22 protein-coding genes are annotated in these 25,787 nt (G+C 61.3%); 4 read left to right on the top strand and 18 right to left on the bottom strand.

What is annotated here, in order from left to right; translation table 11 throughout:
• Positions 1 to 5: 5 nt before the first annotated feature.
• The 4 genes from LCH65_RS15905 to gabT all read right to left on the bottom strand — a co-directional run bounded on the left by LCH65_RS15905 (position 6) and on the right by gabT (position 4,568).
• Positions 6 to 1,502, bottom strand: coding sequence for a methyl-accepting chemotaxis protein (locus LCH65_RS15905; RefSeq protein WP_003435073.1), 1,497 nt, complete (start codon positions 1,500 to 1,502; stop codon positions 6 to 8).
• Between the two features lie 487 nt (positions 1,503 to 1,989).
• On the bottom strand, positions 1,990 to 2,478 hold the full coding sequence (locus LCH65_RS15900) for an Lrp/AsnC family transcriptional regulator (protein ID WP_002555947.1): 489 nt from the start codon (positions 2,476 to 2,478) through the stop codon (positions 1,990 to 1,992).
• Between the two features lie 47 nt (positions 2,479 to 2,525).
• A complete protein-coding gene (locus LCH65_RS15895; protein WP_003435070.1) occupies positions 2,526 to 3,182 on the bottom strand; it encodes a hypothetical protein in 657 nt (218 codons plus the stop codon).
• Between the two features lie 81 nt (positions 3,183 to 3,263).
• Positions 3,264 to 4,568 carry a 4-aminobutyrate--2-oxoglutarate transaminase gene (gene gabT / locus LCH65_RS15890; RefSeq protein ID WP_054082330.1) on the bottom strand — a complete coding sequence of 435 codons (1,305 nt, stop codon included), beginning with the start codon at positions 4,566 to 4,568 and terminating at the stop codon, positions 3,264 to 3,266.
• Between the two features lie 284 nt (positions 4,569 to 4,852).
• On the opposite strand from gabT, the gene LCH65_RS15885 reads away from it, so the two are divergent.
• Positions 4,853 to 5,782: a glyoxylate/hydroxypyruvate reductase A gene (locus tag LCH65_RS15885; protein WP_003435065.1), complete on the top strand. Its 930-nt coding sequence runs from the start codon at positions 4,853 to 4,855 to the stop codon at positions 5,780 to 5,782.
• Between the two features lie 92 nt (positions 5,783 to 5,874).
• Here LCH65_RS15885 and LCH65_RS15880 read toward each other — a convergent pair whose 3' ends face one another.
• The 11 genes from LCH65_RS15880 to LCH65_RS15830 all read right to left on the bottom strand — a co-directional run bounded on the left by LCH65_RS15880 (position 5,875) and on the right by LCH65_RS15830 (position 18,909).
• Positions 5,875 to 7,332: an NAD-dependent succinate-semialdehyde dehydrogenase gene (locus LCH65_RS15880; protein ID WP_226439614.1), complete on the bottom strand. Its 1,458-nt coding sequence runs from the start codon at positions 7,330 to 7,332 to the stop codon at positions 5,875 to 5,877.
• A 114-nt stretch (positions 7,333 to 7,446) separates the two neighbouring features.
• Positions 7,447 to 8,604, bottom strand: a complete 1,158-nt coding sequence (argE, locus tag LCH65_RS15875; RefSeq protein WP_226439613.1) for an acetylornithine deacetylase — start codon at positions 8,602 to 8,604, stop codon at positions 7,447 to 7,449.
• Positions 8,601 to 9,770: an FAD-binding oxidoreductase gene (locus tag LCH65_RS15870; RefSeq protein ID WP_060708494.1), complete on the bottom strand. Its 1,170-nt coding sequence runs from the start codon at positions 9,768 to 9,770 to the stop codon at positions 8,601 to 8,603. Before LCH65_RS15870 ends, argE begins: the two co-directional genes overlap by 4 nt.
• Positions 9,767 to 11,176 (bottom strand): FAD-dependent oxidoreductase, encoded by a 1,410-nt coding sequence (locus LCH65_RS15865; RefSeq protein WP_072365218.1) that lies wholly within the window; start codon positions 11,174 to 11,176, stop codon positions 9,767 to 9,769. Before LCH65_RS15865 ends, LCH65_RS15870 begins: the two co-directional genes overlap by 4 nt.
• Positions 11,155 to 11,466: a (2Fe-2S)-binding protein gene (locus LCH65_RS15860; RefSeq protein WP_003367589.1), complete on the bottom strand. Its 312-nt coding sequence runs from the start codon at positions 11,464 to 11,466 to the stop codon at positions 11,155 to 11,157. Before LCH65_RS15860 ends, LCH65_RS15865 begins: the two co-directional genes overlap by 22 nt.
• Positions 11,463 to 13,304: an ABC transporter ATP-binding protein gene (locus LCH65_RS15855; protein ID WP_226439612.1), complete on the bottom strand. Its 1,842-nt coding sequence runs from the start codon at positions 13,302 to 13,304 to the stop codon at positions 11,463 to 11,465. The genes LCH65_RS15860 and LCH65_RS15855 overlap by 4 nt, the downstream gene beginning before the upstream one ends.
• A gap of 1 nt (position 13,305) precedes the next feature.
• Complete coding sequence (locus LCH65_RS15850; RefSeq protein ID WP_096120171.1) at positions 13,306 to 14,184, bottom strand: ABC transporter permease; 879 nt, start codon at positions 14,182 to 14,184, stop codon at positions 13,306 to 13,308.
• Positions 14,181 to 15,137, bottom strand: coding sequence for an ABC transporter permease (locus LCH65_RS15845; RefSeq protein WP_003367584.1), 957 nt, complete (start codon positions 15,135 to 15,137; stop codon positions 14,181 to 14,183). Before LCH65_RS15845 ends, LCH65_RS15850 begins: the two co-directional genes overlap by 4 nt.
• 31 nt (positions 15,138 to 15,168) lie before the next feature.
• The gene (locus LCH65_RS15840) at positions 15,169 to 16,806 is read right to left on the bottom strand and encodes an ABC transporter substrate-binding protein (RefSeq protein WP_226439611.1); all 1,638 of its coding nucleotides are present in this window, start codon (positions 16,804 to 16,806) and stop codon (positions 15,169 to 15,171) included.
• A 93-nt stretch (positions 16,807 to 16,899) separates the two neighbouring features.
• A complete protein-coding gene (locus LCH65_RS15835; protein WP_226439658.1) occupies positions 16,900 to 18,174 on the bottom strand; it encodes an FAD-binding oxidoreductase in 1,275 nt (424 codons plus the stop codon).
• A gap of 66 nt (positions 18,175 to 18,240) precedes the next feature.
• Entirely contained in the window at positions 18,241 to 18,909 is a 669-nt protein-coding gene (locus LCH65_RS15830) for a haloacid dehalogenase type II (protein ID WP_151342317.1), read from the bottom strand.
• A 534-nt stretch (positions 18,910 to 19,443) separates the two neighbouring features.
• Here LCH65_RS15830 and LCH65_RS15825 point away from each other — a divergent pair.
• The 3 genes from LCH65_RS15825 (at position 19,444) to LCH65_RS15815 (ending at position 22,422) form a co-directional block, all read left to right on the top strand.
• Positions 19,444 to 20,301 carry a GNAT family N-acetyltransferase gene (locus LCH65_RS15825; protein ID WP_074809222.1) on the top strand — a complete coding sequence of 286 codons (858 nt, stop codon included), beginning with the start codon at positions 19,444 to 19,446 and terminating at the stop codon, positions 20,299 to 20,301.
• 160 nt (positions 20,302 to 20,461) lie between these two features.
• Positions 20,462 to 21,175 (top strand): cupin domain-containing protein, encoded by a 714-nt coding sequence (locus tag LCH65_RS15820; protein WP_074809219.1) that lies wholly within the window; start codon positions 20,462 to 20,464, stop codon positions 21,173 to 21,175.
• A 539-nt stretch (positions 21,176 to 21,714) separates the two neighbouring features.
• A complete protein-coding gene (locus tag LCH65_RS15815; protein ID WP_226439657.1) occupies positions 21,715 to 22,422 on the top strand; it encodes a hypothetical protein in 708 nt (235 codons plus the stop codon).
• Between the two features lie 95 nt (positions 22,423 to 22,517).
• Here LCH65_RS15815 and LCH65_RS15810 read toward each other — a convergent pair whose 3' ends face one another.
• The 3 genes from LCH65_RS15810 to hslO form a co-directional block, all read right to left on the bottom strand.
• Positions 22,518 to 23,021: a GNAT family N-acetyltransferase gene (locus LCH65_RS15810; protein WP_226439610.1), complete on the bottom strand. Its 504-nt coding sequence runs from the start codon at positions 23,019 to 23,021 to the stop codon at positions 22,518 to 22,520.
• A gap of 128 nt (positions 23,022 to 23,149) precedes the next feature.
• Entirely contained in the window at positions 23,150 to 24,694 is a 1,545-nt protein-coding gene (locus tag LCH65_RS15805; protein WP_226439609.1) for a phosphoenolpyruvate carboxykinase, read from the bottom strand.
• 179 nt (positions 24,695 to 24,873) lie between these two features.
• Positions 24,874 to 25,776 carry an Hsp33 family molecular chaperone HslO gene (gene hslO / locus LCH65_RS15800; RefSeq protein WP_003367572.1) on the bottom strand — a complete coding sequence of 301 codons (903 nt, stop codon included), beginning with the start codon at positions 25,774 to 25,776 and terminating at the stop codon, positions 24,874 to 24,876.
• Positions 25,777 to 25,787 lie beyond the last annotated feature (11 nt).

Here is a 25,787-nt window from a genome sequence, read left to right as displayed (position 1 = left end):
GAAAGCTACGCGTGAAAGCTCTGGCCCAGCGCTTCCAGGCGAATGGCCAGCGGCGACAGGCTCTGGCTGCTGGTCGCCAACACACCGATATTGGCAGCGGTGTGCTCGGCGATGGTCTGTACCGAGCGCAGCTGATCGGCAATTTCCCGGCTGACGGCGGACTGTTGTTCGGTCGTCGTGGCAATCAGGCCGTTGAGCTGGGTGATATGGCCGATGCCTTCGCCGACCGCGCGCAAGGATTCCGAAGCGCGCTGGCTGTCCTCGACACAACGCCCGACGCCCTGCAGGCTGTCGTTCATGGCCGTAGCGGCCTGACGACTGCCTTTTTGCAGGTCTTCGATGATGGTCTGGATTTCCTTGGTCGACGACGCTGTGCGCTGCGCGAGGTTGCGCACCTCGTCCGCCACCACCGCAAAGCCTCGGCCCTGCTCACCGGCGCGGGCGGCTTCGATTGCAGCATTGAGGGCCAGCAGGTTGGTCTGCTCGGCAATGCTGCCGATCACGTCCAGCACTTTGCCGATCTGTTCTGACTGGTTGGCCAGGGCCTGTACGGTTTCATCGGTGGTCGTGATGCGTGCGGCAAGCTGAGTGATTTCGCTCTGTGCACGGTCGACACTGTCGCGCCCGTGGGCGACCTGATCGCTGGCGTCACCGGCCCGCTGCACAGCTTGCGCGACGTGGCTGGAGATATCGTTCATGGCTTCGCCCATGCGCTGCATGGCGCTGGTCATGCGGGCGATTTCACTGAGCTGATGCTGCGCACCGGTTTCCAGCGTACCACTGGCCTTGGCGAGGTCATGACCCAGTTCGCCCAGCCCGCGAGTGTCACGTACCACACCGTCGACCAGGCTGGTGATCTGCGCCAGAAACTGCTCGAAACGTTGAGCCAGCGAGACATGTTTGCCCGAGCGCTCGCTGGACTGGCTATCGGTAGAGAACTGGTTGGTGGTGGCCAGCATCCGGTCCAGCATGTCCTGATTCTCGACCGCCTCGGCCTGATTCTGCACGGCCAGGTAAACCAGAATCGCGCTTTCAACGACTACATACACCGCATGCACAAGCACCATGCTCCAGCCGAAGCCGTGGTGCATGACGTACACCGGGAAGCCGGAGTGCTGCAAGGCATGGAAAACGATGTGGTGGAGAGCGATGGTGACGGCAGCGACCAGAATCGGCAGCCAGTCGCGGTAGAAGGTCAGCACTGCCAGCAGGACGAAGATGCCGAAATGTATCTCGACCTGCCCGTGGGTCTGATTGATGTGCAGCGCGGTCATGACCATCAGGCCCACACCGAAGCAGCAACGCATCAATCGGGTGCCGCCGATGGCCCGATACAGCCCGGTCAGCACCACCGCGGTGCCGCCACCGACGACGACTGCCTGGGTGAAGGTGTCGAACCAGAACGCCAACCCGAGTGCGTAGATGAACAACAGCCAGATCAGACCCAGCATGATCCGGTCGGCCTTGCGGTAATGGTCAAGGAAACGAGGGGCTACGGGCATCGAACACATCCTTTTGAAATCCATGGCGACAGGGGCTCCTGCCGGTTTTCAAATCTGCATGAGCAAAAGCCCGGCCAAAGTGCCGTCCGGATAGTAGCCCTATGCCAGAATTTCAGAAATACATATTCTTTGCCCGGTATTCACGGCTGCGTATGCGGTGCTGCGCAGATCTGTGACGCGGAGCGTCACGCAAGGCATTCCCACGCTGGAGCGTGAGGAACGATAGGTGTCAGGGAGATCGCGGAGAGGGTGGCGCGCGAGGTGTCCGGGCAAACACCATCGTGGCTCAGCGCGATACACACATCCTGTGGGAGCGAGCTTGCTCGCGAAGAGGCCAGTCAGCCTTGGTATCAGGTCGCTTTAACCACCGCCTTCGAAGCAATGCAGATCGCCGTCCCGGTCACTCCCACAATCCACATGGCCCTCGTGCCCATGCTCTGAAGTGGGTATGCCGTTCCGGACGCTCCGTGTCCTCTTGGCTGAAGCTTCAGTGGCGCAACAGTTTGCGCAGCGGTACGCCGTCTTTCATGACCGGGGATTTGATGACGATGTAGCTGAAGTACTTGGAGATGCCGATGTTCTTGTCCAGCAGCTCTTCGATCACTTCCTGATAATGCTGAATGCTGCGGGTCATGAAGCGCACCAGGTAATCGTAGCCGCCGCTGATCAGGTGGCATTCCAGCACTTCGTCGACGTGACGGATGTTGGCTTCGAATTTGGCGAAGTCTTCGCGCTTGTGGTCGCTGAGGGAGATCTCCGTGAACACGGTGACCGATTCGGTGATCTTGGCCAGATTGAGGTGCGCCTTGTAGCTGGAAATGTAACCTGCCGACTCCAGACGTTTGACGCGTTGCAGGCAAGGGCTCGCGGAAAGTCCGACGGCATCGGCCAGGCTGACGTTGGTCATGCGCCCGTCTTTCTGGAGTTCTACCAAAATATTGATATCAATCCGATCCAGTTTGACCAAGCCTTCCATTACCTACCTCTTGTATTGCCATTCACGGTGCCTACCTTCTAGCAAAATCAGCGCCGTAAAGACAGCTGATGCTGAGCGACCAGATCGGCCATGCTGTTGATGCACAGGTCGGCGGTGCATGGCTGACGGTGTTGCTCACGGCTGCGGCGGATCAGGCACAGCCCGCCAGTGCTCAGCGCCGAGGCCGGAGGGCGTGACACTATCAGGGTGTCACGCGGCTCCAGATCCATGTCGGCAAGCCACGCCGTGTCGCCCAACGGGTGGGTGGTCAGTGACAGCAGGCTGTCGGGCTCGAGCCCCAGTCGTTCGCACAGCACACCGCGATCCTGCAGGTCGCGGTCGGCGTACACCAGCAATCGATAGAACTTGCGCAGGTAGAGCATCGCGCCGGGCGCATCCTCGAACAGCGTCCAGTTCGGCACCGAGCGGGCGAAGGTCATGCCCTCTTCCCAACTCGCCTTGATCCCCAGGCGTTCGGCCAGCTGTCGATGCGCAAAGCACAGCAGCCCGCTGAAACCCAGTTCGTCGAAGCGCGGATACAAGGTGCGGACCACGTCATTGAACTCGGTCAGCACCTGATCTTTCTCCGGTGTATTCAGGCCGTTTTCCAGCAACGGCTGCAACGCCGCCCAGACACCTGAATCACGGTCCACCAGCACTTCATCACAATCGATCAGCAGTGCGCGGTAATCAATAAGCCCCATGGCAGGCAACGTCTCCATTCAACAATGATCCCCAGCGCGGGTGGTCGCAGCGTCTCGCGACGGCCGCGACCACGCTTGCGCTCAGCTGGACTTCAATACTCGTGCCAAGGCAGCGTCGAGAATGCCCAGTGCTTCATCGATCTGCTGCTCGGTGGTCACTAGTGGGGCCAGGAAACGCAGGACGTTGCGGTACACGCCGCACTTGATCACCAGCAGGCCGCCGATACGCGCCTGATCGATGACCTTCTGGTTAAGATCGGCGTCCGGACTGCGTGCCGCGTCATTCTTGACCAGCTCCATGGCGAGCATGAAACCCGTGCCGCGCACGTCACCAATACATGCGTAACGTTCTTTGAGCGCAAGCAGACCCGCACGCAGACGTTCGCCCAACTGCTCGCCGCGTGCCAGCAGGTTTTCCTGCTCGTACGTGTCGATCACCGCCAGCGCAGCGGCGCACGACAGCGCATTACCGCCGTAGGTGCCGCCCAGGCCGCCCGGAAGCGGTGCGTCCATGATCTCGGCACGCCCGACCACGCCCGACAGCGGCATGCCGCCCGCGAGGCTCTTGGCCACGGTCACCAGATCAGGCTGGATACCCGAATGCTCGAAACCGAACCATTTGCCGGTACGCCCGAAACCGGACTGGATTTCATCGACAATCAGCACGATGCCGTGTTGCTCGGTCAGCGCACGCAAGGCCTTCATGAACTCCACCGGCGCAGTCAGGAAGCCGCCATCGCCCTGCATCGGCTCGATCAGAATCGCCGCCACACGCTCCGGTGCGACCTGGGTGGCCAACAGCTCGTGCAACGCCGCCAGCGCGACTTCGCTGGTCACGCCGCGATACTCGTTCGGGTACGGCGTGTGGAACACTTCGGGGGCCATAGGGCCGAAATTCTGTTTGTACGGCTGGCTCATGCCGGTCAGCGTGGTGCCAAGCAGCGTACGGCCATGAAAACCGCCGCGGAACGAGATGATTGCCGGGCGATTGGTGTGGGCGCGGGCGATTTTCACCGCGTTTTCGACCGCTTCGGCACCGGAGGTGAAAAGCACGGCCTTGTGATCGATGCCGCTCTGACCCGCGATGAGATGGCTCAGGCGTTTGGCCAGGTCCAGATAGGGCTGATAGGACGCCACCTGAAAGCAGGCGTGGGTGACTTTGGTCAGTTGCGCCTGAATCGCCGCGACCACGTTCGGGTGGTTGTGGCCGATGTTCAACACGCCGATACCGCCGACGAAATCCAGATAGCGCTTGCCATCGACGTCCCACAATTCAGAACCCTGTGCCCGGTCGATGACCAGCGGGTGGGCCGTGACAATCCCGCGCGGCACGAACTGATCGCGCTGGCGGAGCAGATGAGGGGTTTCGTCGACTTTGCTGTTCATGGTTATACCTGTCGTGGGCCAGGCAGCCGGCGGGGTGGCTGCGATGCTGTTCAGGTTAAGCGTTCAGCGAAATGATCTACGCCGAACTTGCCCCCTCAGATGTCCATATCGACTGTTTTTCGCCTTGCAAACGGCAGATTCCTTCATGCCCGCAAATCGCCATGCAATCTGCCGGGCAGCGGCGCTTTTCGGACATTGGAGAGGCCAGGAAGCAGGCGTTTCGACAGATCCTGCTTTGCATTTGCGGCATGATGGGGCTCCCCTTTCATGCTCAGGAAATGCCCATGCCCGCCCTGCTCTACAAAGCCGATCCCGCACGTGCCGAACGATGGCGCGTCCTGTTTGCCGAGCACGCGCCGGACATTGAATGGAGGGTATGGCCGGACATCGGCGACCCGGCCGACATCCACTATCTGGGTGCCTGGCTGGCGCCCGATGATCTGCAGGAGCTGCTGCCCAACCTGAAAGTGCTGTTCGCCCTCTCGGCAGGCGTGGACCAGCTGGACCTGAGCCGTATTCCGAAATCGCTGCCGGTGGTGCGTCTGCTGGACCCCGGCATCAGTCACGGGATGTGTGAGTACGCAACCTTTGCCGTGCTGAGCCTGCACCGGGAAATGCTGCGTTATCGGCAGCAGCAGGTTGAAGGCGTCTGGAAAGCCCACCCGCTGATACCGGCAAGGCAACGTCGAGTGGGCGTGATGGGGCTTGGGTTGCAGGCGCAGCATATTCTGTCGAGCCTCAAACCGTTCGGTTTCCAACTGTCGGGCTGGGCGCGCAGCGAGCATCGAATCGACGCTGTCGAGTGCTATGCCGGGGAAGGGCAACTGCAAGCCTTTCTGGGGCAGTGCGACATTTTGCTGTGTGTACTGCCGCTGACCGGGCAGACCGAAGGCATCCTTAATCGTCAGCTTTTCGAACAATTGCCCAAGGGTGCCGCGCTGATCAATATGGGTCGTGGCGGGCATCTGGTGGAAGCGGACTTGCTGGAAGCGCTGGACAGCGGCCACCTCAGCGCTGCGGTACTGGATGTGCTGCAGCAGGAACCGGCGGCAGCCGACCATCCGTTCTGGACCCACCCGAAGATCCTGCTGACCCCGCATGTGGCGGCCATGACCCAGCCGGAAAGCGCCTTTCCTGGCCTGCTCGATAACATTCGCCGTTTTGAGCGTGGTGAAGCGATGCAGGGGCAGGTGGATCGCGGCCAGGGTTACTGATGCGTTGGATTATCGTTCCCCACGCTGGAGCGTGAGGAACGATAATCTCAACTATCGTGCCGACGCTCCGCGTTGGTACGCCGTTCTGAACGCTACAACCCGCCCACATGAAACGCCTTCACTTCCAGGTATTCATCCAGTCCGTAGCTGGAGCCTTCGCGGCCCAGGCCGGATTGTTTGATGCCGCCGAACGGGGCGACTTCCATGGAGATGATGCCGGTGTTGAGGCCGACCATGCCGAACTCCAGCGCCTCGCCGAAACGCCATGAGCGACGCAGGTCCTGGGTGAAGTAATACGCACCCAGGCCATAAGGCGTGGCGTTGGCCAGTGCCAGCGCTTCGGCTTCATCTGTGAAGCGCATCAGCGGCGCGACCGGGCCGAAGGTTTCTTCGTTGGCCAGCAGCATGCCCGCGTGGGTATCGCCCAGTACCGTGGGCTGGACGAACTGGCTGGTGCCGTCGGGAGAGCCGCCGTGCAGCAGTTTCGCCCCCTGGCTCAGCGCATCGTCGATATGCCGGGCGACTTTGCTGACCGCTGCCGGGTTGATCAGCGGGCCTATGGTCACGCCCTCTTCCAGGCCGTTGCCGACCTTGAGCTTGGCGACCTCTTCCACCAGCCGCGCAGCGAAACGGTCGTAGATGCCGTTTTGCACCAGAATCCGGTTGGCGCACACGCAGGTCTGCCCGGCGTTGCGGAATTTGCTGAGCATGATGCCCGTCACCGCCTGTTCCAGGTCCGCGTCGTCAAACACGATGAAGGGCGCGTTGCCGCCCAGTTCAAGGCTCAGACGCTTGATGTGTTCGGCGCTCTGGCGCATCAGCAGACGGCCGACCGGCGTCGAACCGGTGAAGGAAATCTTGCGCACCACCGGGTTGCCGGTCAGTTCTTCGCCAATCCCGGTGGGCATGCCAGTGATGACATTGAACACCCCGGCAGGAATGCCCACGCGTTCGGCCAGCACCGCCAGCGCCAGGGCTGACAAGGGCGTGAGGTCTGATGGCTTGACGATGATCGGGCACCCTGCGGCCAAGGCTGGCGCACACTTGCGGGTGATCATGGCGTTGGGGAAATTCCACGGCGTGATCGCGGCGCAGACACCCACCGGCTGCTTGAGGGTCATCAAGCGACGGTCTGCGCTGGGGGCGGGAATGGTTTCACCGTACGAGCGACGCGCCTCCTCGGCGAACCATTTGACGAAGCTGGCACCGTAGCGGATCTCGCCGCGCGACTCGTTTAGCGGCTTGCCCTGCTCAAGGGTCATGATCAGCGCCAGGTCTTCGACGTTGTCGAGCATTGCCTGATGCCAGCGCTCCAGCAGCGCCGCGCGTTCGGCCGCGGGACGCGCGCGCCAGGCAGGCCAGGCGCGATCGGCCGCTTCGATGGCACGCCGGGTTTCGACGCCCTGCAGGGCCGGCACCTGCGCCAGCGCCTCGCCGGTGGCCGGGTTGTTGATGGTCAGGCTTGCACCATCGTCAGCGCTGATCCATTGCCCATCGACGTAGGCGCGGTCTGCCAGCAGGCTGGGGTCTTTCAACTGATTCTTGAGCATGATCGAGTCCTGTTCCGGGATGACTGCCAGTCTAGGCAGACGCCACAGTCCAGGATGCTGAAAGCAGGATAACGGCAGCGTCCGATGCTGAAATTTGCCTGCGGACGGCAGCCTCTACTGCTTCAAAGACCCCAGCAGGCTCTGCAGAAACCGCTCGCCCGCGTCCATCTGGCTCTCGTCGATAAACTCGTCCGGCTTGTGTGCCTGCTCGATGGAGCCTGGCCCGCAGACCACCACCGGCACATTCAGGCGCCCGGCGAACAGGCCGCCCTCGGTGCCATAAGAGACCTTGATGTGCTGTGTGCCCGGCTCGGCAAACGCATGCAGCATGCGCACCGCCTCAACGCTCGGATGAGTCTCCAGCGCCGGGTATTCGTTCATGACCTCGATCTCGATGTCCGCCACTCCCGACAGCTGTCGCGCTTCACGTACCAGCACTTCGGCACGCTCGCGCAGCTGCTCCAGCAATAGATCGGGGTTGTCGCCCGGCAGGTTGCGGAACTCGAATTCCATGGTGCACAGGTTGGGCACGATGTTCAGCGCCTTGCCGCCATCGATACGGCCGATGTGCACGGTGCTGTAGGGAATGTCGTAGCCCTCGTCACGCGCGCCCTGCTGTTCGATCTGCTTCTGGCTCTTGCGCAGCTCGGCGATGAAATCGCTGGCCAGATGAATCGCGTTGACCGCTCTTGGGGCCAGCGAGGAATGCGCTTCCTGGCCTCGACAGAAGGTGCGATAGGACGCCTTTCCCTTGTGACCGACAGCGAACTGCATCAGGGTCGGCTCGCCAACCACGCACAGGAACGGGCGTACCGGTGCCAGATGCAGGACGTCGAGCAGACGCCGCACACCGACACAGCCGATCTCTTCGTCGTGGGACAACGCCAATTGCAGCGGTCGCATCAGGGGCATGTCCGCGGCATTGAGCATCGCGTCGATAGCCAGGGCGATAAAGCCCTTCATGTCGCAGGTGCCACGGCCGTAGATGCGCCCGTCACGCAGGGTGGCCTGAAATGACGGCATCGTCCACGCCTGACCGGCCGCAGGAACAACGTCGGTGTGGCCGGACAGCAGCACGCCGGGTACATCACGCGGGCCGGTGCTGGCGAACAGGTTGGCTTTCTTGCCGGTCTCGTCCTTGACGATCAGCGACTCGATGCCTTTGCTGGCCAACAGTTCACGGACGTATTCGATCAGCGCCATGTTCGGCTCCGACGACACGGTGTCGAAGGCGATCAGGCGCTTGAGGATTTCCAGTGCGCGTGGGCTCATGAGGCTTTACTCGTCTGTTCAGTGAGGTTGTCCACAAGGCTGACATCAAACCGGCGAATGTCGAACGGGCTGATCGAGGTGCTGGTCGCGCCGGTGCTGATCAGCTCAGCCATCACGTCGCCTACGCCCGGACCGAGCTGGAAGCCGTGGCCGCAGAAGCCGAACGCATAGAACAGGCCGTCGACCTTGCCGCTGCGACCCATCACCGGCAGCGAATCCGGCGTGTAGCCTTCGATGCCGCTCCACACGCGGATGATGTTCAGGTTGCCGACGCCGGGCAACAGGCGACGCATTTGCTGCACCTGATTGATGATGCTGCGCGGCTCGACGTAGGCGCGGCGGTTGATCATGTCCGGCTTGCTGCGAAAACCACCACCGATGACGATGTTGCCGCGTGCGATCTGCCGGAAGTAGATCACTTCGTGAGGGATTTTGGTGAACACACCGATCACTGTCGGCAGTGCATACGGCACCGGCTCGGTCACGGCCATCTGCGGACCGTGGGTGTCCAGCGGCACGGATTCACCAAACTGCGTGGAGAGTTTCTGTCCCCAGGCGCCAGCGGTGATCAGCAACTGATCGGCGGTGAATATGCGCCCGTCAGTGGTGGTGACTTCGAATTCGTGACCGACCTTTTCCACATGGGCCACTTCGGTACGCTCTTCGATCCGCGCCCCGGCCCGAATCGCCGCGCGGGCGAAAGCCGGTGCTGCCAGACGCGGGTTGGCGTGGCCATCGTGTGGCGCGTAGGAGCCGCCCTTCACGTCCGGCCCAAGAAACGGAAAGCGCTCGTGCAGTGCTTTCCCGCTATAGATTTTCAGGTCCAGCTCACGGGCTTCCGGGGCCGCTGCGTAAGCTTCCAGTTCGGCTATTTCGTCCTCGCGATAGCAGACGCGCATGTGGCCGCTGGGCAGGAATTCCAGGTCTTCACCGATCAGCTCCGGCAGCCGCTGCCATAACGCTCTGGAACGGTTGGCGAGTTCCAGCTGGCCAAGATGCCGCCCCTGACGGCGCACGTTGCCGAAGTTCACGCCGCTGGCGTACTGGCCGATCACGTCGCGCTCCAGCAGCGTCACCGACTTGCCGCGCTGGCGCAGAAAGAAGGCTGACGCCGAGCCCATGAAGCCACCGCCGACAATCAGCACATCGACTCTCGGCTGCCTCATGACACCACCTCGTCGATCAGCATCGACAACGGTTTGACCGGCGCCTGACCCCGCTGGCGACCGACCTGTTCGACCGGCACACCGGCTTCGGCCGCGATCACCTCGGCCCCGGCCTGCGAGCAGTAGCGGCCTTGGCAGCGGCCCATGCCGACGCGACTGAAAGCCTTGGCGCGATTGACTTCGCAGGCTCCCTTTTCACGTACGACGCCGCGCAACTCACCGGCGCTGATCATCTCGCAGCGGCAGACAATGGCGTCATCGGGCAAGGCAGCGGCCTGGGCCGCAGGCCACGGAAACGCCTCGGCCAGCCCGACCCGAAAGCGATCCATTGCCACCAGGCTCTTGCGTACTTCTTCCTGACGCGAGTTATCCACAGGTCGCCCGAGGTCCTCCAGCAGTGCCATCGCCACCAGTCGACCGGCCTGTTCGGCGGCATCGGCGCCACGAATCTTCGCGCCGTCACCTGCGGCGTAAAAACCTTTGACCGAAGTACGCCCCTCTTCATCAACTGCCAGCACCCATTGCCCGGACGCTTCGTCGAAGCGTAACTGGCAGCCGGCCAGATCAGCCAGCTGGGTTTCCGGACGCAGGTGGTAACCCAGCGCCAGAGCATCGCAATCGACGTTCAGCGAGGTGCCATTGGCCAGCTTCACGCGCACGCCGACCACGCCGTCCTGTTCGCTGCCGATGATTTCCTCGGGCTGCACGCCCAGATGCACCGGCACCCCGGCGCTGTACAGTTGGCCCAGCAGTTTCATGCCGTTGAACAGCAGACCGGGACGCGCCAGCAATTTGGGCATCGCGCTGACGCGTTTGCCGAACGGTGAGGTGTCGAGCACCGCAGCGACATCGGCACCGGCTTTGACGTACTGGCTGGCGACCAGGTACAGCAGCGGGCCGCTGCCCATGAACACCACGCGACTGCCAATCGAGACTGATTGCGACTTGAGCGCAATCTGCGAGCCGCCGAGGCTGTAGGTGCCTGCCAGCTGCCAGCCCTTGATCGGCATCAGGCGGTCGGTGGCCCCGGCACACAGGATCAGTGCGTCGTATTCGACCACGGTGTGCACGCCCTGACTGGCGCAGCACAGTTCGCCGTGGGTCAGGTTCCAGGCCAGCGTGTCGGGGCGGTAGTCGATCTGCGTGCGCAGGCGATCGAAGCTTTCATGCAGGTCACGCGCCTTGGCCGCTTCGGTGCCATACAGCGCTGAATAATCGCGCTTGAAGCCCTCTGGCTGACGGCGATAGATCTGCCCGCCGTCACGCCGGTTTTCGTCGATCAAAATCGGTTTGATGCCTGCAGCCAGCAAGGTTTCGGCGCAACGGGTGCCTGCCGGGCCGGCACCGATGATGACCACTCTCGGGCTGCCGGGGTTGCGAACGTCTAACCGTGAAGAAGTGGCCATTTCGCCTCCGGTTGGGTGGTGACGATGTCGAGTCCGTCTCGGACCTCGTTGGAGCAGGCGCGCAGCCGCTCGCCGCTGCGGGTCCAGACCCAGCAATCCTGGCAGGCGCCCATCAGGCAGAAACCTGCACGGCGCCCGGTGTCGAACTCGGATTGGCGTAATGTGGCCTTGCGTGTCAGCAACGCCACCATCAGGGTATCGCCCTGCAATGCCTCGATGGGCGCGCCATCGACCATCAGGCTCACGACCGGGCGTTCACGTTCGCCCAGTCTCACAAAACGGCCATTCATGCGTAAGCTCCGACGGTTTCAGGGTTCAGGTTTTCTTGCACGGCCTGCAGCTCGTCGCTGTCGCGGTGGCAAAGGATCTCGCTGCCACCTGCGATCAGGCGACGACCCGGCGCGGTCTTGTTGCACAGGCCTTCGATGCGGGCCGGGCAGCGATTGAGGAAGGTGCACAGCTCCGGATTGTTGGCCGGTGCGCTGATGGGCGGCAGCTTGCCGCTGGTCACACCGCAGGTTTCCAGCCAGCCCTGACGCAATTCCGGCACCGAATGCACCAGCAGATCGGTGTAAGGGTGGAATGGCACTCGGCTGAAGGCTTCGCGGCTGCCCTCTTCGACCTTGTGGCCGCTGTACATCACCACGATGTCGTCGCACAGCGCGCGAACGGTGGAGATGTCGTGGCTGATGAACAGGTAGGAAACCCCCAGCTTGCGGCGCAGTTCGCCGAGCAGTTCGAGGATGCATGCACCGACCACGGTATCCAGCGCCGAGGTCACTTCATCACAGAGGATCAGGTCCGGCTTGGCCGCCAGGGCGCGGGCCAGGTTGACGCGCTGTTTCTGCCCGCCCGAGAGTTCGTTGGGGCGCCGCTCGGCCAGCTCGCGGGGCAGGCGCACCAGGTCCATCAGCTCATCGATGCGCTCGCGCAGGGCCTTGCCCTTCAGGCCGAAATACATCTTCAGCGGGCGGGCCAGAATCGCGCTGATGCTGTGCATCGGGTTGAGCGCGGTATCGGCGTTCTGAAACACCATCTGGATGCGCCGGAACTGTTCTTCGGTACGACCCGCCAGGGTGCCGGACAAGTCGGCACCGTCGAACGTCAGGCTGCCATGCGCCGGGTCCAGAAGACCGGCGACCACACGGGCCAGCGTCGATTTGCCCGAGCCCGACTCGCCGATCACGCCGATGGCCTGACCACGGCGGATGGTCAGGTCGATGTCTTCCAGCACGCGAATCATCGGCATGCCTTGCAGGTCTTTTTTGCCATACCCCGCCGTCAGGCCTTTGATGGTCAGCAGCGTGCTGTCCTTGACCACTTCGCTGGCCGGACTCAGTACTTTATCCGGACGCGCCGCCGCCAGCAGGCTGCGGCTGTAGGCATCCGCCGGGCCTTTGAGCAGCTCGGCGGTGCTGCTCTGTTCGATGATCCGCCCGCCATTGAGCACCACGATCTGATCGGCCATCTGCGCCACCACCGCAAGGTCGTGGGAGACATAGACTGCCGTGGCACCCCGGTCGCGGACGACCCGCTTGAATGCGCGCAGCACGTCGATCTGCGTGGTGACGTCCAGTGCGGTGGTCGGCTCGTCGAGGATCACCAGCAACGGATCACTGATCAGCGCCATGGCCGCCATGACGCGCTGCAACTGGCCACCCGATACCTGATGCGGGTAACGCCGGCCGATGCTTTCCGGATTGGGCAGGGCCAGGTCGCGGAATAGCTCGACAGCCTTGGCTTCCAGATCCGCGCGGCTGCCCAGGCCATGAATCAGCGCACCTTCGATCACCTGATCGATCAGCTTTTTCGCCGGGTTGAAGGCGGCTGCGGCGCTTTGTGCAATGTAGGAAACGCGGTTGCCACGCAGGCCCTGCAATTGGCTTTCGGGCAGGCTGAGCATGTCGTGCTCGCCCACTTGAACCACCCCGCCAGCCAGCTTGCAACCGCGTCGGGCGTAACCGAGCAGGGCCAGCGCGATGGTGGTCTTGCCGGAGCCCGACTCGCCGATCAACGCCAGCACTTCGCCTTTTTCCAGCGCGAAGCTGACGCCTTTGACGATCTCCAGCTCGCCATGGTCGCCCTCGGCAACCACACGCAGGTCTTGCACACGAATCAACTGGCTCATCTCAATGCCCTCCCGAACGACGGCCGCGCCGCGAGGCCAGCCGGTCGATGAACAGGTTGACGCCGATGGTCAGGGTGCCGATGGCCAGTGCCGGGATCACGATGGCCGGAGCGCCCTGGCTGAGGCCGCCGATGTTCTCGCGTACCAGCGAGCCAAGGTCGGCGTCAGGCGGCTGTACACCGAGCCCCAGAAAGCTCATGCCGCTGAGCAGCAAGACGATGAAGCCGAAGCGCAGGCCCAGGTCGGTCATGACCGGGTTGAGCATGTTCGGCAGGATTTCCCGGCAGGCAATGTAGATACGGCCCTCGCCGCGTGTGCGCGCCACTTGCACGTACTCCAGCGCCTCGATGTTCACCGCCAGGCTGCGGGCGATCCGAAACGCGCCTGGCGTGTAGCTCAGTACCGCCGTGCAGATGAGCAACACTTCGGACGAGCCGAACGCCGAGACCATGATCAGTGCCAGCATTTTGCTAGGGATCGAGATGAACGCGTCCATCAGGCGGCTGATGATTTCGTCCAGCCATTTTGGCGCGACCACTGACAGCAGCGCACACAGGGTGCCGAGGCCGCTGGCCAGCACGGCAGAAATCAATGCCAGACCGACGGTGAAACGCGCACCGACCAGCACGCGGCTGAGCATGTCGCGGCCCAGGTAATCAGTGCCGAACGGGTAGGCTGCGCTCATGTTTTCGAACATGTTGTCGGAGACCACTTCGCCCACCGGATGCGGCGCGAGCCAAGGGCCGAACAGGGCGACCATCAGCCAGATGAAGCACACCGTAGCGCCCAGCAGGCCAAGCCATGAGGTCGGACGGGACGCCTTTTTGCGAAGCACCGGCTGCGGCGCCGCAGGCGTCGATTTCGCAATGAATTGAGTCATTGGGTTCTCAGCCTCGGATTGGAAAGAATTGCACACAGGTCGGCCATCAGCACCAACCCAAGGTAAGCGGAGCAGAACAGCATCGTGCAGCCCTGCACCAGGGCCATGTCACGGTTGGTCACGGCATCGACCATCAGGCTGGCGATGCCGGGATAGTTGAAGATGGTCTCGACGATAACCACCCCGCCGAGCAGGTACGACAGGCTCAGTGCCACGGCGTTGACGATCGGCCCGATGGCGTTCGGCAAGGCATGGCGCAAGACGATGCGCACCGGGCTGACGCCCTTGAGGCGCGCCATTTCCACATACGGGCTGTCCAGCTGATCGATGACCGCAGCGCGGGTCATGCGCGCCATCTGCGCCACGATCACGCAGCACAGGGTCATCACCGGCAATGCATACGTGCGCATGAACTGCCACGGCGAGCTGACATCGGCGCCGTAGGACAGCGCGGACAGCCAGCCCAGGTTGACGGCGAAAATCAGCACCGCCAGCGTCGCCACCAGAAACTCGGGCACCGCGACCAGTGACAGGGTGATGAAATTCAGCGCGCCATCGAGGCGACCGCCACGGCCCATTGCGGCGCCGATGCCCAGTGCCAGCGCGACCGGCACCGATACCAGCGCGGTGGTGGCCGACAGCATCAGGGTTTTCGGGAAGCGTCCGGCAATCAGCTCGGAAACCGGCATCGCGTTGGAGACCGATTCGCCGAGGTTGCCGCCGAGCAGGTTGGTCAACCAATGCAGATAACGCACCACACCTGGCTGATCGAGGCCCAGTTGGGTACGCAATGCCGCGACCTGTTCAGGCGTCGCGAATTGCCCAAGGGCCTGTTGCGCTGCGTCTCCGGGCAACACCGCCGTGATGGCGAAGACCACGATGGAAACGATCAACAACGTCACGATCGCCGCGCCGAAGCGCTGCACGATCAACCAGAGTGTGTTGCTATTCATCTGCATCCTCCTGCTCGGTTCAGCGTTGCATTTATGCGTCCAGCCATACCTGCTCGCTGAACATGTAGCCCATGAAGCCGCCCAGCGGGTTGCTGGAGTAGCCCTGGATACGCTTGTCCACACCGTCGATATTGCTGATGAACACGGGGATGCCGATGCCGCAGTTCTGGCTCACCAGCGCCTGCATGTCGCCATACATTTTGGCGCGCTTGGCGTCGTCGGTTTCGCCACGGGCCAGCAACAGCAACTGGTCGAACTGGTCGTTTTTCCAGCCGGATTCATTCCACGGCGCGGTGGACTGGAAGAACTGCGAGAAAATCACGTCTGCGTTGGGGCGCGGGTTGATGTTGCCGAAGCTCAGCGGGTGTTTCATCCAGTGGTTGGACCAGTAGCCGTCGCTTGGCAAACGGTTGACGTTGAGGGTCAGCCCGGCCTGTTTGGCGGACTGTTGCAGCAGCACGGCGATGTCCACCGAACCCGTGGCGGCAGGCGATGCCGCGACGGCCATGGTGATCTTTTCCATGCCGGCTTTCTTGAGCAGGAATTTGGCTTTTTCCGGGTCGTAGGCGCGCTGTGGCAGGTCGGCGTTGAAGTAGCGCGAGCCTGGCGAGATCGGATGGTCATTACCCACGCGCGCGTAGCCACGGAACACCGCCGATTTGACCTGTTCACGGTCCAGCAGGTACTTCATGGCCTCGGTGAATTCCGGGCTCTTGCCGGGCATCTGGTCCTGACGAATGATCAGGTTGGTGTAGTTGCCGGACGGTGCATCGACCACGCGGTGTTTGGCGCTGGCGGCAATGCGTGTGGTGGAGCGCGGATTGACCTCGTTGATCATGTGTACGTCGCCGGAAAGCAGCGCGTTGACCCGCGATGGCTCGTCGCTGATGGCGATGAATTCGATCTCGTCCAGGTACGGCAGGCCCGGCTTCCAGTAGTTGGGGTTGCGTGCACTGACCGAGCGCACGCCAGGGTTGAATTCCTTGACGGTGAACGGCCCGGTGCCGATGCCTTTGCTGAAGTCGGTGGTGCCTTCGGGCACGATCAGCAGGTGTGAAACGGCGAGGATCGACGGCAGCTCGGCGTTGGGCGAACTGAGGGTGATCTGCACTTCCAGCGGGCCGGTGGCCTTGATTTCGGAAAACTGTGCCATCAGTGGCAGGACTTTCGAGCCAGTGGCCGGGTCCTTGTGGCGCGACAGGGAGAACACCACGTCGCCAGCGGTCAGCGCCTTGCCGTTGTGGAAGGTCACGCCCTGGCGTAGGGTCACGGTCCAGACGGTCGCGTTGTCGCTTTCGATCTTCTCGGCCAGCTCCATGTGCGGGACCAGATGGCTGTCGAAACGGGTCAGGCCGTTGTAGAACATGAAATGACGCACGTAGTCGGTAGACAGCGCGCCTTTGGCCGGATCCAGCGTGTCGGCGGTAGAACTGGACATGCCGGCAACGCGAATGCGGCCGCCCGGCTTGCCTTTGACAGGGGCATCCGCGTCATCGGCAAAGACCTTGCCGGCCGCGCCGAACAGGCTGGTGGAGCCCGCCGCAACCACACCTGCAACACCCAGCATGCGCAACGCATCGCGCCGCGACAGGCCACGATTGAGACCTTCGAAAACCCGCAGGCTGTCTTGGCCTGTGATCAACGCGGAGTCGGTTTTGTTATCATCCATATCAGTTCTACCTGTCGAAAAGGGGAAATTCCGAATTGCTCACGGTTGGCCGGAGCGTCCTTCAAACACACACGACGACGGTCAAACAAACACTCAGTGGCGGCTGTCCTGGTAGCGGTAATACGCGCCTACCAGCGGCAGAAACCATGGCTTGCCGAAGTGACCGGGAATGGCTGGCCAGCTCAGGTCCTTCCACGGATTGGCCTGTGCCTTGCCTTCCATGACTTCGGCCATCATCCGCCCCATGTGCACTGACATCTGTACACCGTGGCCGCTGTAACCCATCGAGTAGAAGACCCCGTTGTGTTCGCCTGCACGCGGCAGACGGTCCGAGGTCATGTCCACCAGTCCGCCCCAGCAGTAGTCGACCTTGACGTGTGCCAGTTGCGGAAACATCTGCACCATGGCCGCCTGCAGCACCTTGCCGCTCTTGGCATCGGAGCTGCTGTTGGACATGGCGAAACGCGCCCGCCCGCCGAACAGCAGGCGGTTGTCCGGCGTGAGGCGGAAATAGTTGCCGATCAAACGGCTGGTCACGTAAGCGCGCTGGTGGGGGAACAGTTGGTCGATCAGCGCTTGCGGCAACACTTCAGTGACGATGACGAAACTGCCGACCGGCACGATGCGCCGGCGATACCAGCCCAGTCCGCCATGCTGGCAGGCACCGGTCGCCAGCAGTAGCTGGCCGGCCTGGATCGAGCCCTTAGAGGTGTTGACCACAAAGCCGCCACGGTTGGCCTTCCAGTCCTTTACCGTTGCGTTCTGATAGACCCTTGCGCCATGACGCACCGCCGCGTCGGCGAGACCCAGACCGAAACGTCCGACATGCATCTGTATGCCGTTGCGCTGCAGCAGGCCGCCGTGAAACTCGTTCGAATCGATTTCGGCGCGCACGTCCTGGGCGGACAGCAGCTCGACGTCAGCATCGACTTCACGGCGGATCAGCTCGCAGGTGCGCGCCAGTCCTTCGTAATGCCCTGGCTTGGCCGCCAGCTTGAGCTTGCCGTTACGCTTGATGTCGCAGGCGATGTTTTCCTGCTCGATCACGGTCACGACGCTCTGCACCGCACTTTCGTAAGCCTTGTAATAGTCGCGTGCCTGATCGGCACCCAGGGTTGCGCTCAGCGACGCATAGTCCTGGGCCACGCCGGTATTGCACTGTCCGCCGTTGCGGCCCGACGCTTCGCCGATCACCCGGCCTGCTTCCAGAACCACCACGCTGGCACCTTTCAAGGCCAATGCACGCGCCGCCGCAAGGCCGGTGAAACCGCCACCGACCACTACCACGTCAGCCTGCCCCTCCACTGCGCCGTCCTGCGCGCCGGTAAAGCCTGGAGCCGTATCGAGCCAGTAAGACTCACTGCGCATCTCGTTCCCCTTGTCACTCATCGAAGAGCACCTTGAAAAATGCCGGTGTCAGGCGCCGGGCCTGGCTTACAAACCGACCAGCCCGGCCAGTCCGCCGATATCGGGAATCTGGTGGTATTCGAAGCTGCTGTTGGCTGGCTGCTCATGACCACGCGCCACGAATGCCTTGTTCCTGATCTTCATGTCATGCGCCGAGAACAGGTCGTAACGGAAGCTTGAGGACACATGCAAGATGTCTTCCGGGCCGCAACCCAGGTTGTCGAGCATGAACTCGAAAGCAGCCAGACGCGGTTTGTAGGCCTTGGCCTGTTCAGCGGTGAACACCTTGTGGAACGGCGCGCCGAGCTTTTCGACGTTGGACATGATCTGGCTGTCGCTGGCGTTGGAGAAAATCACCAGCGGGATCTTGTCGGCGATTTTCGACAGGCCGGCGGGCACATCGGCATGCGGGCCCCAGGTCGGCACGGCGTCGTAATACAGTTGGCCTTCTTCGCGGTATTCAACGTTCCAGCGCCTGCAGGTGCGAGCCAGTGCGACCTTGAGGATTTCGTCGTACGGCATCCAGTCACCCATGACCTGATCCAGACGATACGCCGAAAAATCCTTGACGAACTGATCCATCTGTTCAGCCGCAACGCGGTCGGCAAACAGCTCGCGCGTCATGGTGCCCATGTGGAAATTGGTCAAGGTGCCGTAGCAGTCGAACGTAATGAATTTTGGTCGAAGAAAGCTCATTGTGTGCGGTCCTGAAAGTTCGTTGAGGTCATGGCATGACGAGCAATCCGGCCTGATGTCCAGGGGCGGTGATGCACGCTGCAGCACAACCTCATTACAACACCGTGAAATCAGCAGATGGCGTTAAAAGTGATGGCTGCTTGATAGAAACCACCGTTTTGAGGTGCGCGCTCAGCAGACTTTGCGGGGCGCTCCAGCCTTGGGCAGAGCCCGGTTTTCGGCGCTTTTATGACCCTTTTCAGGGCGCTCGGGCTCAAACCCGCGCGTTTGCGCCGCAGAAACTGCGCCGCGCCAGCGCTTGGCGGGCGACAAACTCCGAGCCCTATATAAAAGGCTTGAACACGGGGTGAAAACCCTAAGCATTTGCTGCCGGAGGCCGCGCCGATTTAAGCAGTAACTGTGGTCTGGCGAACGGCACTTCGTGGAATCTGCCGAATGCGTGCAGCCCTCTTGTCACCGTCCGCAGCAGGTGGGATACAACATGCCTGACGCATCCTTTTATTGCCTGTGCATCCTTCTGGACGGAGACACGTCATGCTCGCTCAGCAACGCCTCGATTTTGAATTTCGCCCCATGACCGCAGCCGACGTCGGCAACGCGCACGAGTTATCCATCGCCTTGAAGTGGCCGCATCGGCTTGAGGACTGGGCCATGCTGCAACGTGTCGCCCAAGGCTTTGTCGCGGTACACAACGGGCGGTTGATCGGCAGTGCCTTTGCCTGCCATCAGGGCGAGTTTTCCACCATTGGTCTGGTGATCGTCAGCGACGACTATCAGGGCAAGGGCATTGGTCGCAAGTTGATGGAGCTGGCCGTCGGCTGCGTCGCGCCCCGCACGGCGGTCCTCAACGCCACACTGGCGGGTGCGCCGCTCTACGCGAAGATGGGGTTTGTCAGTTTTGGCGAGATCCAGCAGCGTCAGGGGCAGGCCCAACCGACCGGCACCACCGAATTGAAGGCACAGGAACGTTGCCGGGGGCTGAGCGAGGCTGACCACCCTCGCGTGCTGGAACTGGCCAACGCCGGTTCGGGCATGGACCGCTCGGTGACGCTGGGCGATGTGCTGAACAACCTTGAGCACGCCGTCGGCATCGAGCACGACGGCCAGTTACAGGCCTTTGCTCTGCTGCGCCCGTTCGGCCGCGGTCTGTGCCTCGGCCCTGTCGTCGCCCAGAGCGTCGACCAGGCCAAACACATGATCGGAGAACTGCTGGCCCGCGTGCCTTATGCCTTCGTACGTATCGACATCCCGACCGACAGCGGCATGGCCGACTGGCTGGAGGACGCCGGCCTCAAGCGCGTCGATAGCGTGACCTGCATGAGCATGGGCGCAGTCCCGCAAGCCAGTCAGGGTGTGCGCCAGTTTGCGCTGATTACCCAGGCGATCGGCTGATCGCCCGGAAGAACATCATCGTGCCAATGCTCTGCGTTGGCATGCAGTTCTGGACGCTCTGCGTCCGGTCTTGAGCATGTGACGCAAAGCGTCACGAAAGGCATTACCACGCAGAGCGTGGGAACGATCAGCCACTCTTCAACTTCAGGAGCCCGACTCAATGCCCCACCCCACAGTCCTGCTATTGGCCCGCGCTGACCTCAGCCCGGTAGATACCGAATTCACCACCGGCCCCATTGATGCGCATGACCCGTTCGACAGTGGCCGCCGCACGGCATTTGTCGATGAACAGGGTATTGCGGCTGGCATCGTTGAATTGGGTACGGCGCTCTCGGTAGAGGCCTACCCCTACACCGAAATGCTGGTGATGCATCGCGGCAGCGTCACGCTGACCTCTGGCACCGGCAGCATCACCATCAGCACCGGCGAAAGTGCCGTGATCGGGCGCGGCACGCAAGTACGTATCGAAGCGCAACCGGACAGCCTCTGGGCGTTCTGCGCATCCACTCAGGCCAGCGGCCCCGACAAACCCGGTGTCACCGCCCTGGACCGCCTCGCCATGCTCACACCGTCCTCACCGCCAGACCCGGCGATCATGATCAGCGCGCTGCCGCAGTGCCGCAGCAACAACCTGTTTGAAGACACCGCAAGCACTTTGCGCATCGGCGTCTGGGACTCCACACCCTACGAGCGCATCTCGCGGCCGCACAAGATCCATGAACTGATGAACCTGATCGAAGGCAGCGTAGTGTTGAGCCTGGAAAACGGCTCGAGCCTGAGTGTGAATACCGGCGATACCGTATTCGTCGCCCAGGGCGCGCCCTGCAAATGGACCAGCACGGGGTATGTGCGCAAGTTTTATGCGGTGACGTGAAGAAAGTTATTGCGCCCTTCAGCCTTGTAGGGCGCAATATACTTACATGTTTAGCTCTCGCCAGCGCAGTTAATCCAATGCAGCGCTAAAAGACAAGAATTAAAAATTTCTTTCGCCAACGCACGAAGAATCAGAAGTTTCCTACTTGCCTTCCGTGTCGCTTGTGTTAAAAAACAATAACTAATTTCAGCAAGTTAAAAATTGCTCCTGACGGGCACAGTAAGATAGCGATACGCCTCATGCGTCGCTTTAACGTTTATCTATTAAATTAACTGGAGGCATTTTATCTGACCGACGCATTCACTGTGCGCACGCCTTCAAACTCTGAAGGCGGCGCTGTCTGCGCGGCGACGTCTCGCGCCACCAATCTGTCCACCTACGCGTGGGCTGCTGAATTCACCATGAAATAAGCCCCCGGAGCGTGCGTGTCGCATTTTGATACGCACGCTTTTCAGCGGAAAACTAAAGCGGTGTCTGGCTGGGCCGATATAAAGAGTGAATATAAAGCCATGGATTGGCCTCTGCCGCGAGGACGCAGCATGATTGATACAACATCCCTCACACACCTCACCCATAAAACTACACTAACGACTGTCGAGAAAAGCACCTCCGCCACGACTTTAAACTCCAGCCTGAAAGAACTTGATTCTGCATCTGCTATTGACGGTGCCACCTTCTCGACATTGTCCCGTCAATTAAGTAGTAGTGCCGCACGAGCTCAGGCTCGCGACAGCAGTCTTGACTTCAAAAGCCTGAGGTCTCTGGCAAACAGTATTAGTGACAAAATTGCAGGCAACAGCTATCACGCCAATAGGAAACTGCACGACGCAGAGATTCCGGATACGGACGACCCTGCATTGCTCGAAAGAGCCGTGCAAGCGACTTCGTTCAACAACGGGGCAGGAAAAAACCCATTCGCGGGTTTATCTCAGGATCAACTGAGGTTGATTATTTATGACGAGGGTGGCGACTTCACAATAAACGAAAGAAATGCTGCTTACTCCGAAAACTACTCTCAAGAGCAAGTATGGAAAAGGGCCATCTGCCAAAGGTATACCGACGAATACAACGAAACCGGCAAAAGTACTCAAACGCTGGTCATGCTTCTCGCCCATTATGATCAGCTGCCACCCATAGAAAAAGCCCAATACCCCGCCCATTACGCCGCCAACATTACATCGGGGGACAGCTCGGCGATGGACATTTTTAACACGCTGAAAAGCCAGTCAGGCACTCAGGGGACTTGAGCGCCTGTGACGGAGCACGCGGGTTCGCGTGCCCTCTATGGCTGTCCGCGTTCTGCTGCATTGCGGTTCGCCGACACCGCTGCGGTGTAGCCACGTCATTGTTCTTTCAGGCCCAGCACATAGAACTTGCTGTCCACCGCGATCAACGGAAAGCTCGCAGGCAGGTCCTCCTTCGTGATCTCTCTAAAGCCGTGCTTTTCATAGAAGCGATGCGCAGCGTGAAACTTGTCGGTCGTGCCCAGGAATACTTCGGTGACGCCCTTGCGAGTTGATTCCTCGATCAGGCGCTCGAGCAGTCTGGCTGCAACGGAGAATTCCCGGCCGCGAAACGGCGCGGCGACAAACATCTTGCGCAGTGCTGCCTGGCCTGCGCCGATGTCCCTGAGGCCGATGCTGCCGATGACCTGATCGTCTTGTACCGCGACCCAGAAATCCCCCGTGCCGGTCTGGTAAAAGTCCGGAATCGCTTTCAGGTCAGGCTGGTCTTCGGCTTTGATGGGAATACCGAACTCTTCGCGTTGGATGGGCAGAATCATCGCCGATACACCTTGCTCGTCGCTCGGCACGAAACGCCGTATCTGAATCCCGGTTACCCCCACAACACACCTCCTGGCCATCGTTCTCAGTGGAAATCAGTATTCCAGACAAGCAAACGCCCCGACAAGTCGAGGCGTTTGCTTGAGCATTTTCGAGGGTCACACGGGCGTGTGACCCTGAAGATGTTTAATTACAACTTCGGACCCGCAGCCTTGATGGCGTCGCTCACGTCGAACTTCTTGAAGTTCTCCACGAACAGGCCAGCCAGTGCTTTTGCTGCTTCGTCGTAGGCGGCTTTGTCAGCCCAGGTGTTACGTGGGTTGAGCAGGCCGGTATCGACGCCGGGTACCGACTTCGGTACGTCGAGGTTGATGGTGTCGAGGTGCTCGGTTTCGGCACCGATCAGTGCGCCGCTCTGGATCGCTGCGATCACGCCACGGGTGGTCGGGATGTTGAAGCGCTTGCCGACGCCGTAGCCGCCGCCGGTCCAGCCGGTGTTGACCAGGTAGACCTTGGATTTGAAGCCACGGATGCGCTTGATCAGCAGTTCTGCGTATTCGCCAGCGGGACGCGGGAAGAACGGTGCGCCGAAGCAGGTGGAGAAGGTGGACTTGATGCCCGAACCCGAACCCATTTCAGTCGAGCCGACCAGTGCGGTGTAACCCGACAGGAAGTGGTAGGCGGCCTGTTCTTCGCTGAGGATCGACACAGGCGGCAGTACGCCGGTCAGGTCGCAGGTCAGGAAGATAACGGCGTTCGGCTCGCCACCGAGGTTTTTCGGTGCGCGTTTTTCGATCAGTTCGCGCGGGTAGGCCGCACGGCTGTTCTGGGTCAGGCTGCTGTCGGCGTAATCGGCTTTTTTGGTAACCGGGTCGAGTACGACGTTTTCCAGTACCGCGCCGTGCTGGATGGCTTTCCAGATGACCGGCTCGTTCTTCTCGGACAGGTCGATGCACTTGGCATAGCAACCGCCTTCGATGTTGAACACCACGCCTTCGCCCCAGCCGTGTTCGTCGTCACCGATCAGGTAACGGCTTTCGTCGGCGGACAGGGTGGTTTTGCCGGTGCCGGACAGGCCGAAGAACAGGGTTACATCGCCCTCTTCGCCCATGTTGGCTGCGCAGTGCATCGGCAGAACGTCGGAAGCCGGGAGCAGGAAGTTCTGCACCGAGAACATGGCTTTCTTCATTTCGCCGGCATAACGCATGCCTGCGATCAGCACCTTGCGGGCTGCGAAGTTGATGACCACGGTGCCGTCGGAGTTGGTGCCGTCACGCTCAGGGTCGCAAACGAACCATGGCGCGTTCTGGATTTCCCACTCGTCCTTGCCAGCCGGGTTGTACTGTTCAGGGTTGATGAACAGGCAACGGCCGAACAGATTGTGCCACGCAGTCTCGGTGGTCATCTTGACGGGCAGGTAGTGCGCAGGATCGGAGCCTACATGAACATGGGAAACGAAGCGCTCGCGCTCGGCGAGGTACGCACCGACACGGTTCCACAGGGCGTCGAATTTCTCGGCCGGGAACTTGCGGTTGATCGGGCCCCAGGCGATGGCGTCCTGAGTGCTCGGCTCTTCAACGATGAAACGATCGACCGGCGAACGGCCAGTACGATGGCCTGTCTCCACAACCAGTGCGCCAGTATCGGAAAGTACGCCTTCTTTGCGGGCAAGGGCTTCCTTGACCAGTTCGTCGGTGCTCAGATCGGTGTACACAGCGTTGTTGGTTTGCGTCATGAGGTTCCCCGTCGGCCTGTGGCCGAGTGCTCCAAACGGTTTTGTAGTAAAAAAACAACCACTACTACAGCGTAAAAGTGGGCCGGATTATGCCAGAAATGCCCGGAAATGGTAGGACCCTCCTGTCAGAACAGCATTACAGGGGCCCACACCGTATTCTGAGGCCCTTTACGCGATGATTAATGGCGCGTGTCAGATGGCGAATCGACACCGCCGCCAGCAAACAGCTGCGCGACGTCAGTGGCATCGAACAGATAGCGTTCGTTGCAGAACTGGCAGTCGATCTCGATCGTGCCGTTGTGCTCGATAACCAATTGCTGCGCGTCCTCCAGCCCGAGACTGACCAGCGCATTGGCAGATCGTTCGCGAGAGCAACTGCAACGGAAGCAGATCGGTTGAATATCGAACAGGCGAACCGGGTCTTCGTGAAACAGGCGATGCAGGATGGTCTGGTTATCCAGACTCAGCATTTCTTCGGCCGTGAGGGTGTTGGCCAGGGTGATGACATGCTCCCAGTTGGCATCACGCTCTTCAGCGTCGGTGATCTGCGCGGCGGGCAATTGTTGCAGCAGCAAGCCACGCGCACGGTGACTGTCAGCCTTGAGCCAGAAACGCGAACCCAACTGCTCGGACATCACGAAATAGTTGGAGAGGCTTTCCGACAAGTCGACCCCGTCCAGCGCCACGATGCCCTGATAACGCTGGCCCTGGCGCGGGTCTACGGTCAGCGCAAGCGATCCGTCAGGCATCATGTCCTGAAGGCCCGCGCCGGGGTTGATCAGCGATTCGTCGTAGCGAGCGATGCCACGCAACTCACGCTCGCTGGAGCACTCGACCATCAGCAATGGCACTGCGCCGCTGGAGCGAGCCTGCAGGATCAACAGGCCGTCGAATTTGAGGGTGCCGACGAGCAGCGCAGCCGCCGCCATCAGTTCGCCGAGCAACTGCGCGACCGGCTCCGGATAGGGATGCTTGGCGAGCACTTCGGCGTAACTGCGCTCCAGAGCGACCAGTTCTCCGCGAACGTCGCTTTCGTCGAAGATGAAGCGCTGGGTGAAATCGATGTCCGGGAAATCATGCATAGGTAGGAAAG

This window comes from Pseudomonas sp. MWU16-30316 (assembly GCF_020515645.1).
In the GTDB taxonomy this organism is placed as follows: Bacteria; Pseudomonadota; Gammaproteobacteria; order Pseudomonadales; family Pseudomonadaceae; genus Aquipseudomonas; species Aquipseudomonas cerasi.
This window is presented reverse-complemented; position numbering and strand designations above follow the sequence as displayed.

Excerpts from the sequence above, each read along its gene's own strand:
- LCH65_RS15885 (WP_003435065.1), top strand. The coding sequence starts at position 4,853 with ATGCCCGCCCTGCTCTACAAAGCCGATCCCGCACGTGCCGAACGATGG.
- hslO (WP_003367572.1), bottom strand. The coding sequence starts at position 25,776 with ATGCATGATTTCCCGGACATCGATTTCACCCAGCGCTTCATCTTCGAC.
- LCH65_RS15835 (WP_226439658.1), bottom strand. The coding sequence starts at position 18,174 with ATGCGCAGTGAGTCTTACTGGCTCGATACGGCTCCAGGCTTTACCGGC.
- LCH65_RS15815 (WP_226439657.1), top strand. The coding sequence starts at position 21,715 with ATGATTGATACAACATCCCTCACACACCTCACCCATAAAACTACACTA.
- LCH65_RS15840 (WP_226439611.1), bottom strand. The coding sequence starts at position 16,806 with ATGGATGATAACAAAACCGACTCCGCGTTGATCACAGGCCAAGACAGC.
- LCH65_RS15865 (WP_072365218.1), bottom strand. The coding sequence starts at position 11,176 with ATGGCCACTTCTTCACGGTTAGACGTTCGCAACCCCGGCAGCCCGAGA.
- LCH65_RS15820 (WP_074809219.1), top strand. The coding sequence starts at position 20,462 with ATGCCCCACCCCACAGTCCTGCTATTGGCCCGCGCTGACCTCAGCCCG.
- LCH65_RS15895 (WP_003435070.1), bottom strand. The coding sequence starts at position 3,182 with ATGGGGCTTATTGATTACCGCGCACTGCTGATCGATTGTGATGAAGTG.
- argE (WP_226439613.1), bottom strand. The coding sequence starts at position 8,604 with ATGAGCCCACGCGCACTGGAAATCCTCAAGCGCCTGATCGCCTTCGAC.
- LCH65_RS15805 (WP_226439609.1), bottom strand. The coding sequence starts at position 24,694 with ATGACGCAAACCAACAACGCTGTGTACACCGATCTGAGCACCGACGAA.
- LCH65_RS15845 (WP_003367584.1), bottom strand. The coding sequence starts at position 15,137 with ATGAATAGCAACACACTCTGGTTGATCGTGCAGCGCTTCGGCGCGGCG.
- LCH65_RS15825 (WP_074809222.1), top strand. The coding sequence starts at position 19,444 with ATGCTCGCTCAGCAACGCCTCGATTTTGAATTTCGCCCCATGACCGCA.
- LCH65_RS15905 (WP_003435073.1), bottom strand. The coding sequence starts at position 1,502 with ATGCCCGTAGCCCCTCGTTTCCTTGACCATTACCGCAAGGCCGACCGG.
- LCH65_RS15830 (WP_151342317.1), bottom strand. The coding sequence starts at position 18,909 with ATGAGCTTTCTTCGACCAAAATTCATTACGTTCGACTGCTACGGCACC.
- LCH65_RS15870 (WP_060708494.1), bottom strand. The coding sequence starts at position 9,770 with ATGAGGCAGCCGAGAGTCGATGTGCTGATTGTCGGCGGTGGCTTCATG.
- LCH65_RS15855 (WP_226439612.1), bottom strand. The coding sequence starts at position 13,304 with ATGAGCCAGTTGATTCGTGTGCAAGACCTGCGTGTGGTTGCCGAGGGC.
- LCH65_RS15880 (WP_226439614.1), bottom strand. The coding sequence starts at position 7,332 with ATGCTCAAGAATCAGTTGAAAGACCCCAGCCTGCTGGCAGACCGCGCC.
- LCH65_RS15900 (WP_002555947.1), bottom strand. The coding sequence starts at position 2,478 with ATGGAAGGCTTGGTCAAACTGGATCGGATTGATATCAATATTTTGGTA.
- LCH65_RS15850 (WP_096120171.1), bottom strand. The coding sequence starts at position 14,184 with ATGACTCAATTCATTGCGAAATCGACGCCTGCGGCGCCGCAGCCGGTG.
- LCH65_RS15860 (WP_003367589.1), bottom strand. The coding sequence starts at position 11,466 with ATGAATGGCCGTTTTGTGAGACTGGGCGAACGTGAACGCCCGGTCGTG.
- gabT (WP_054082330.1), bottom strand. The coding sequence starts at position 4,568 with ATGAACAGCAAAGTCGACGAAACCCCTCATCTGCTCCGCCAGCGCGAT.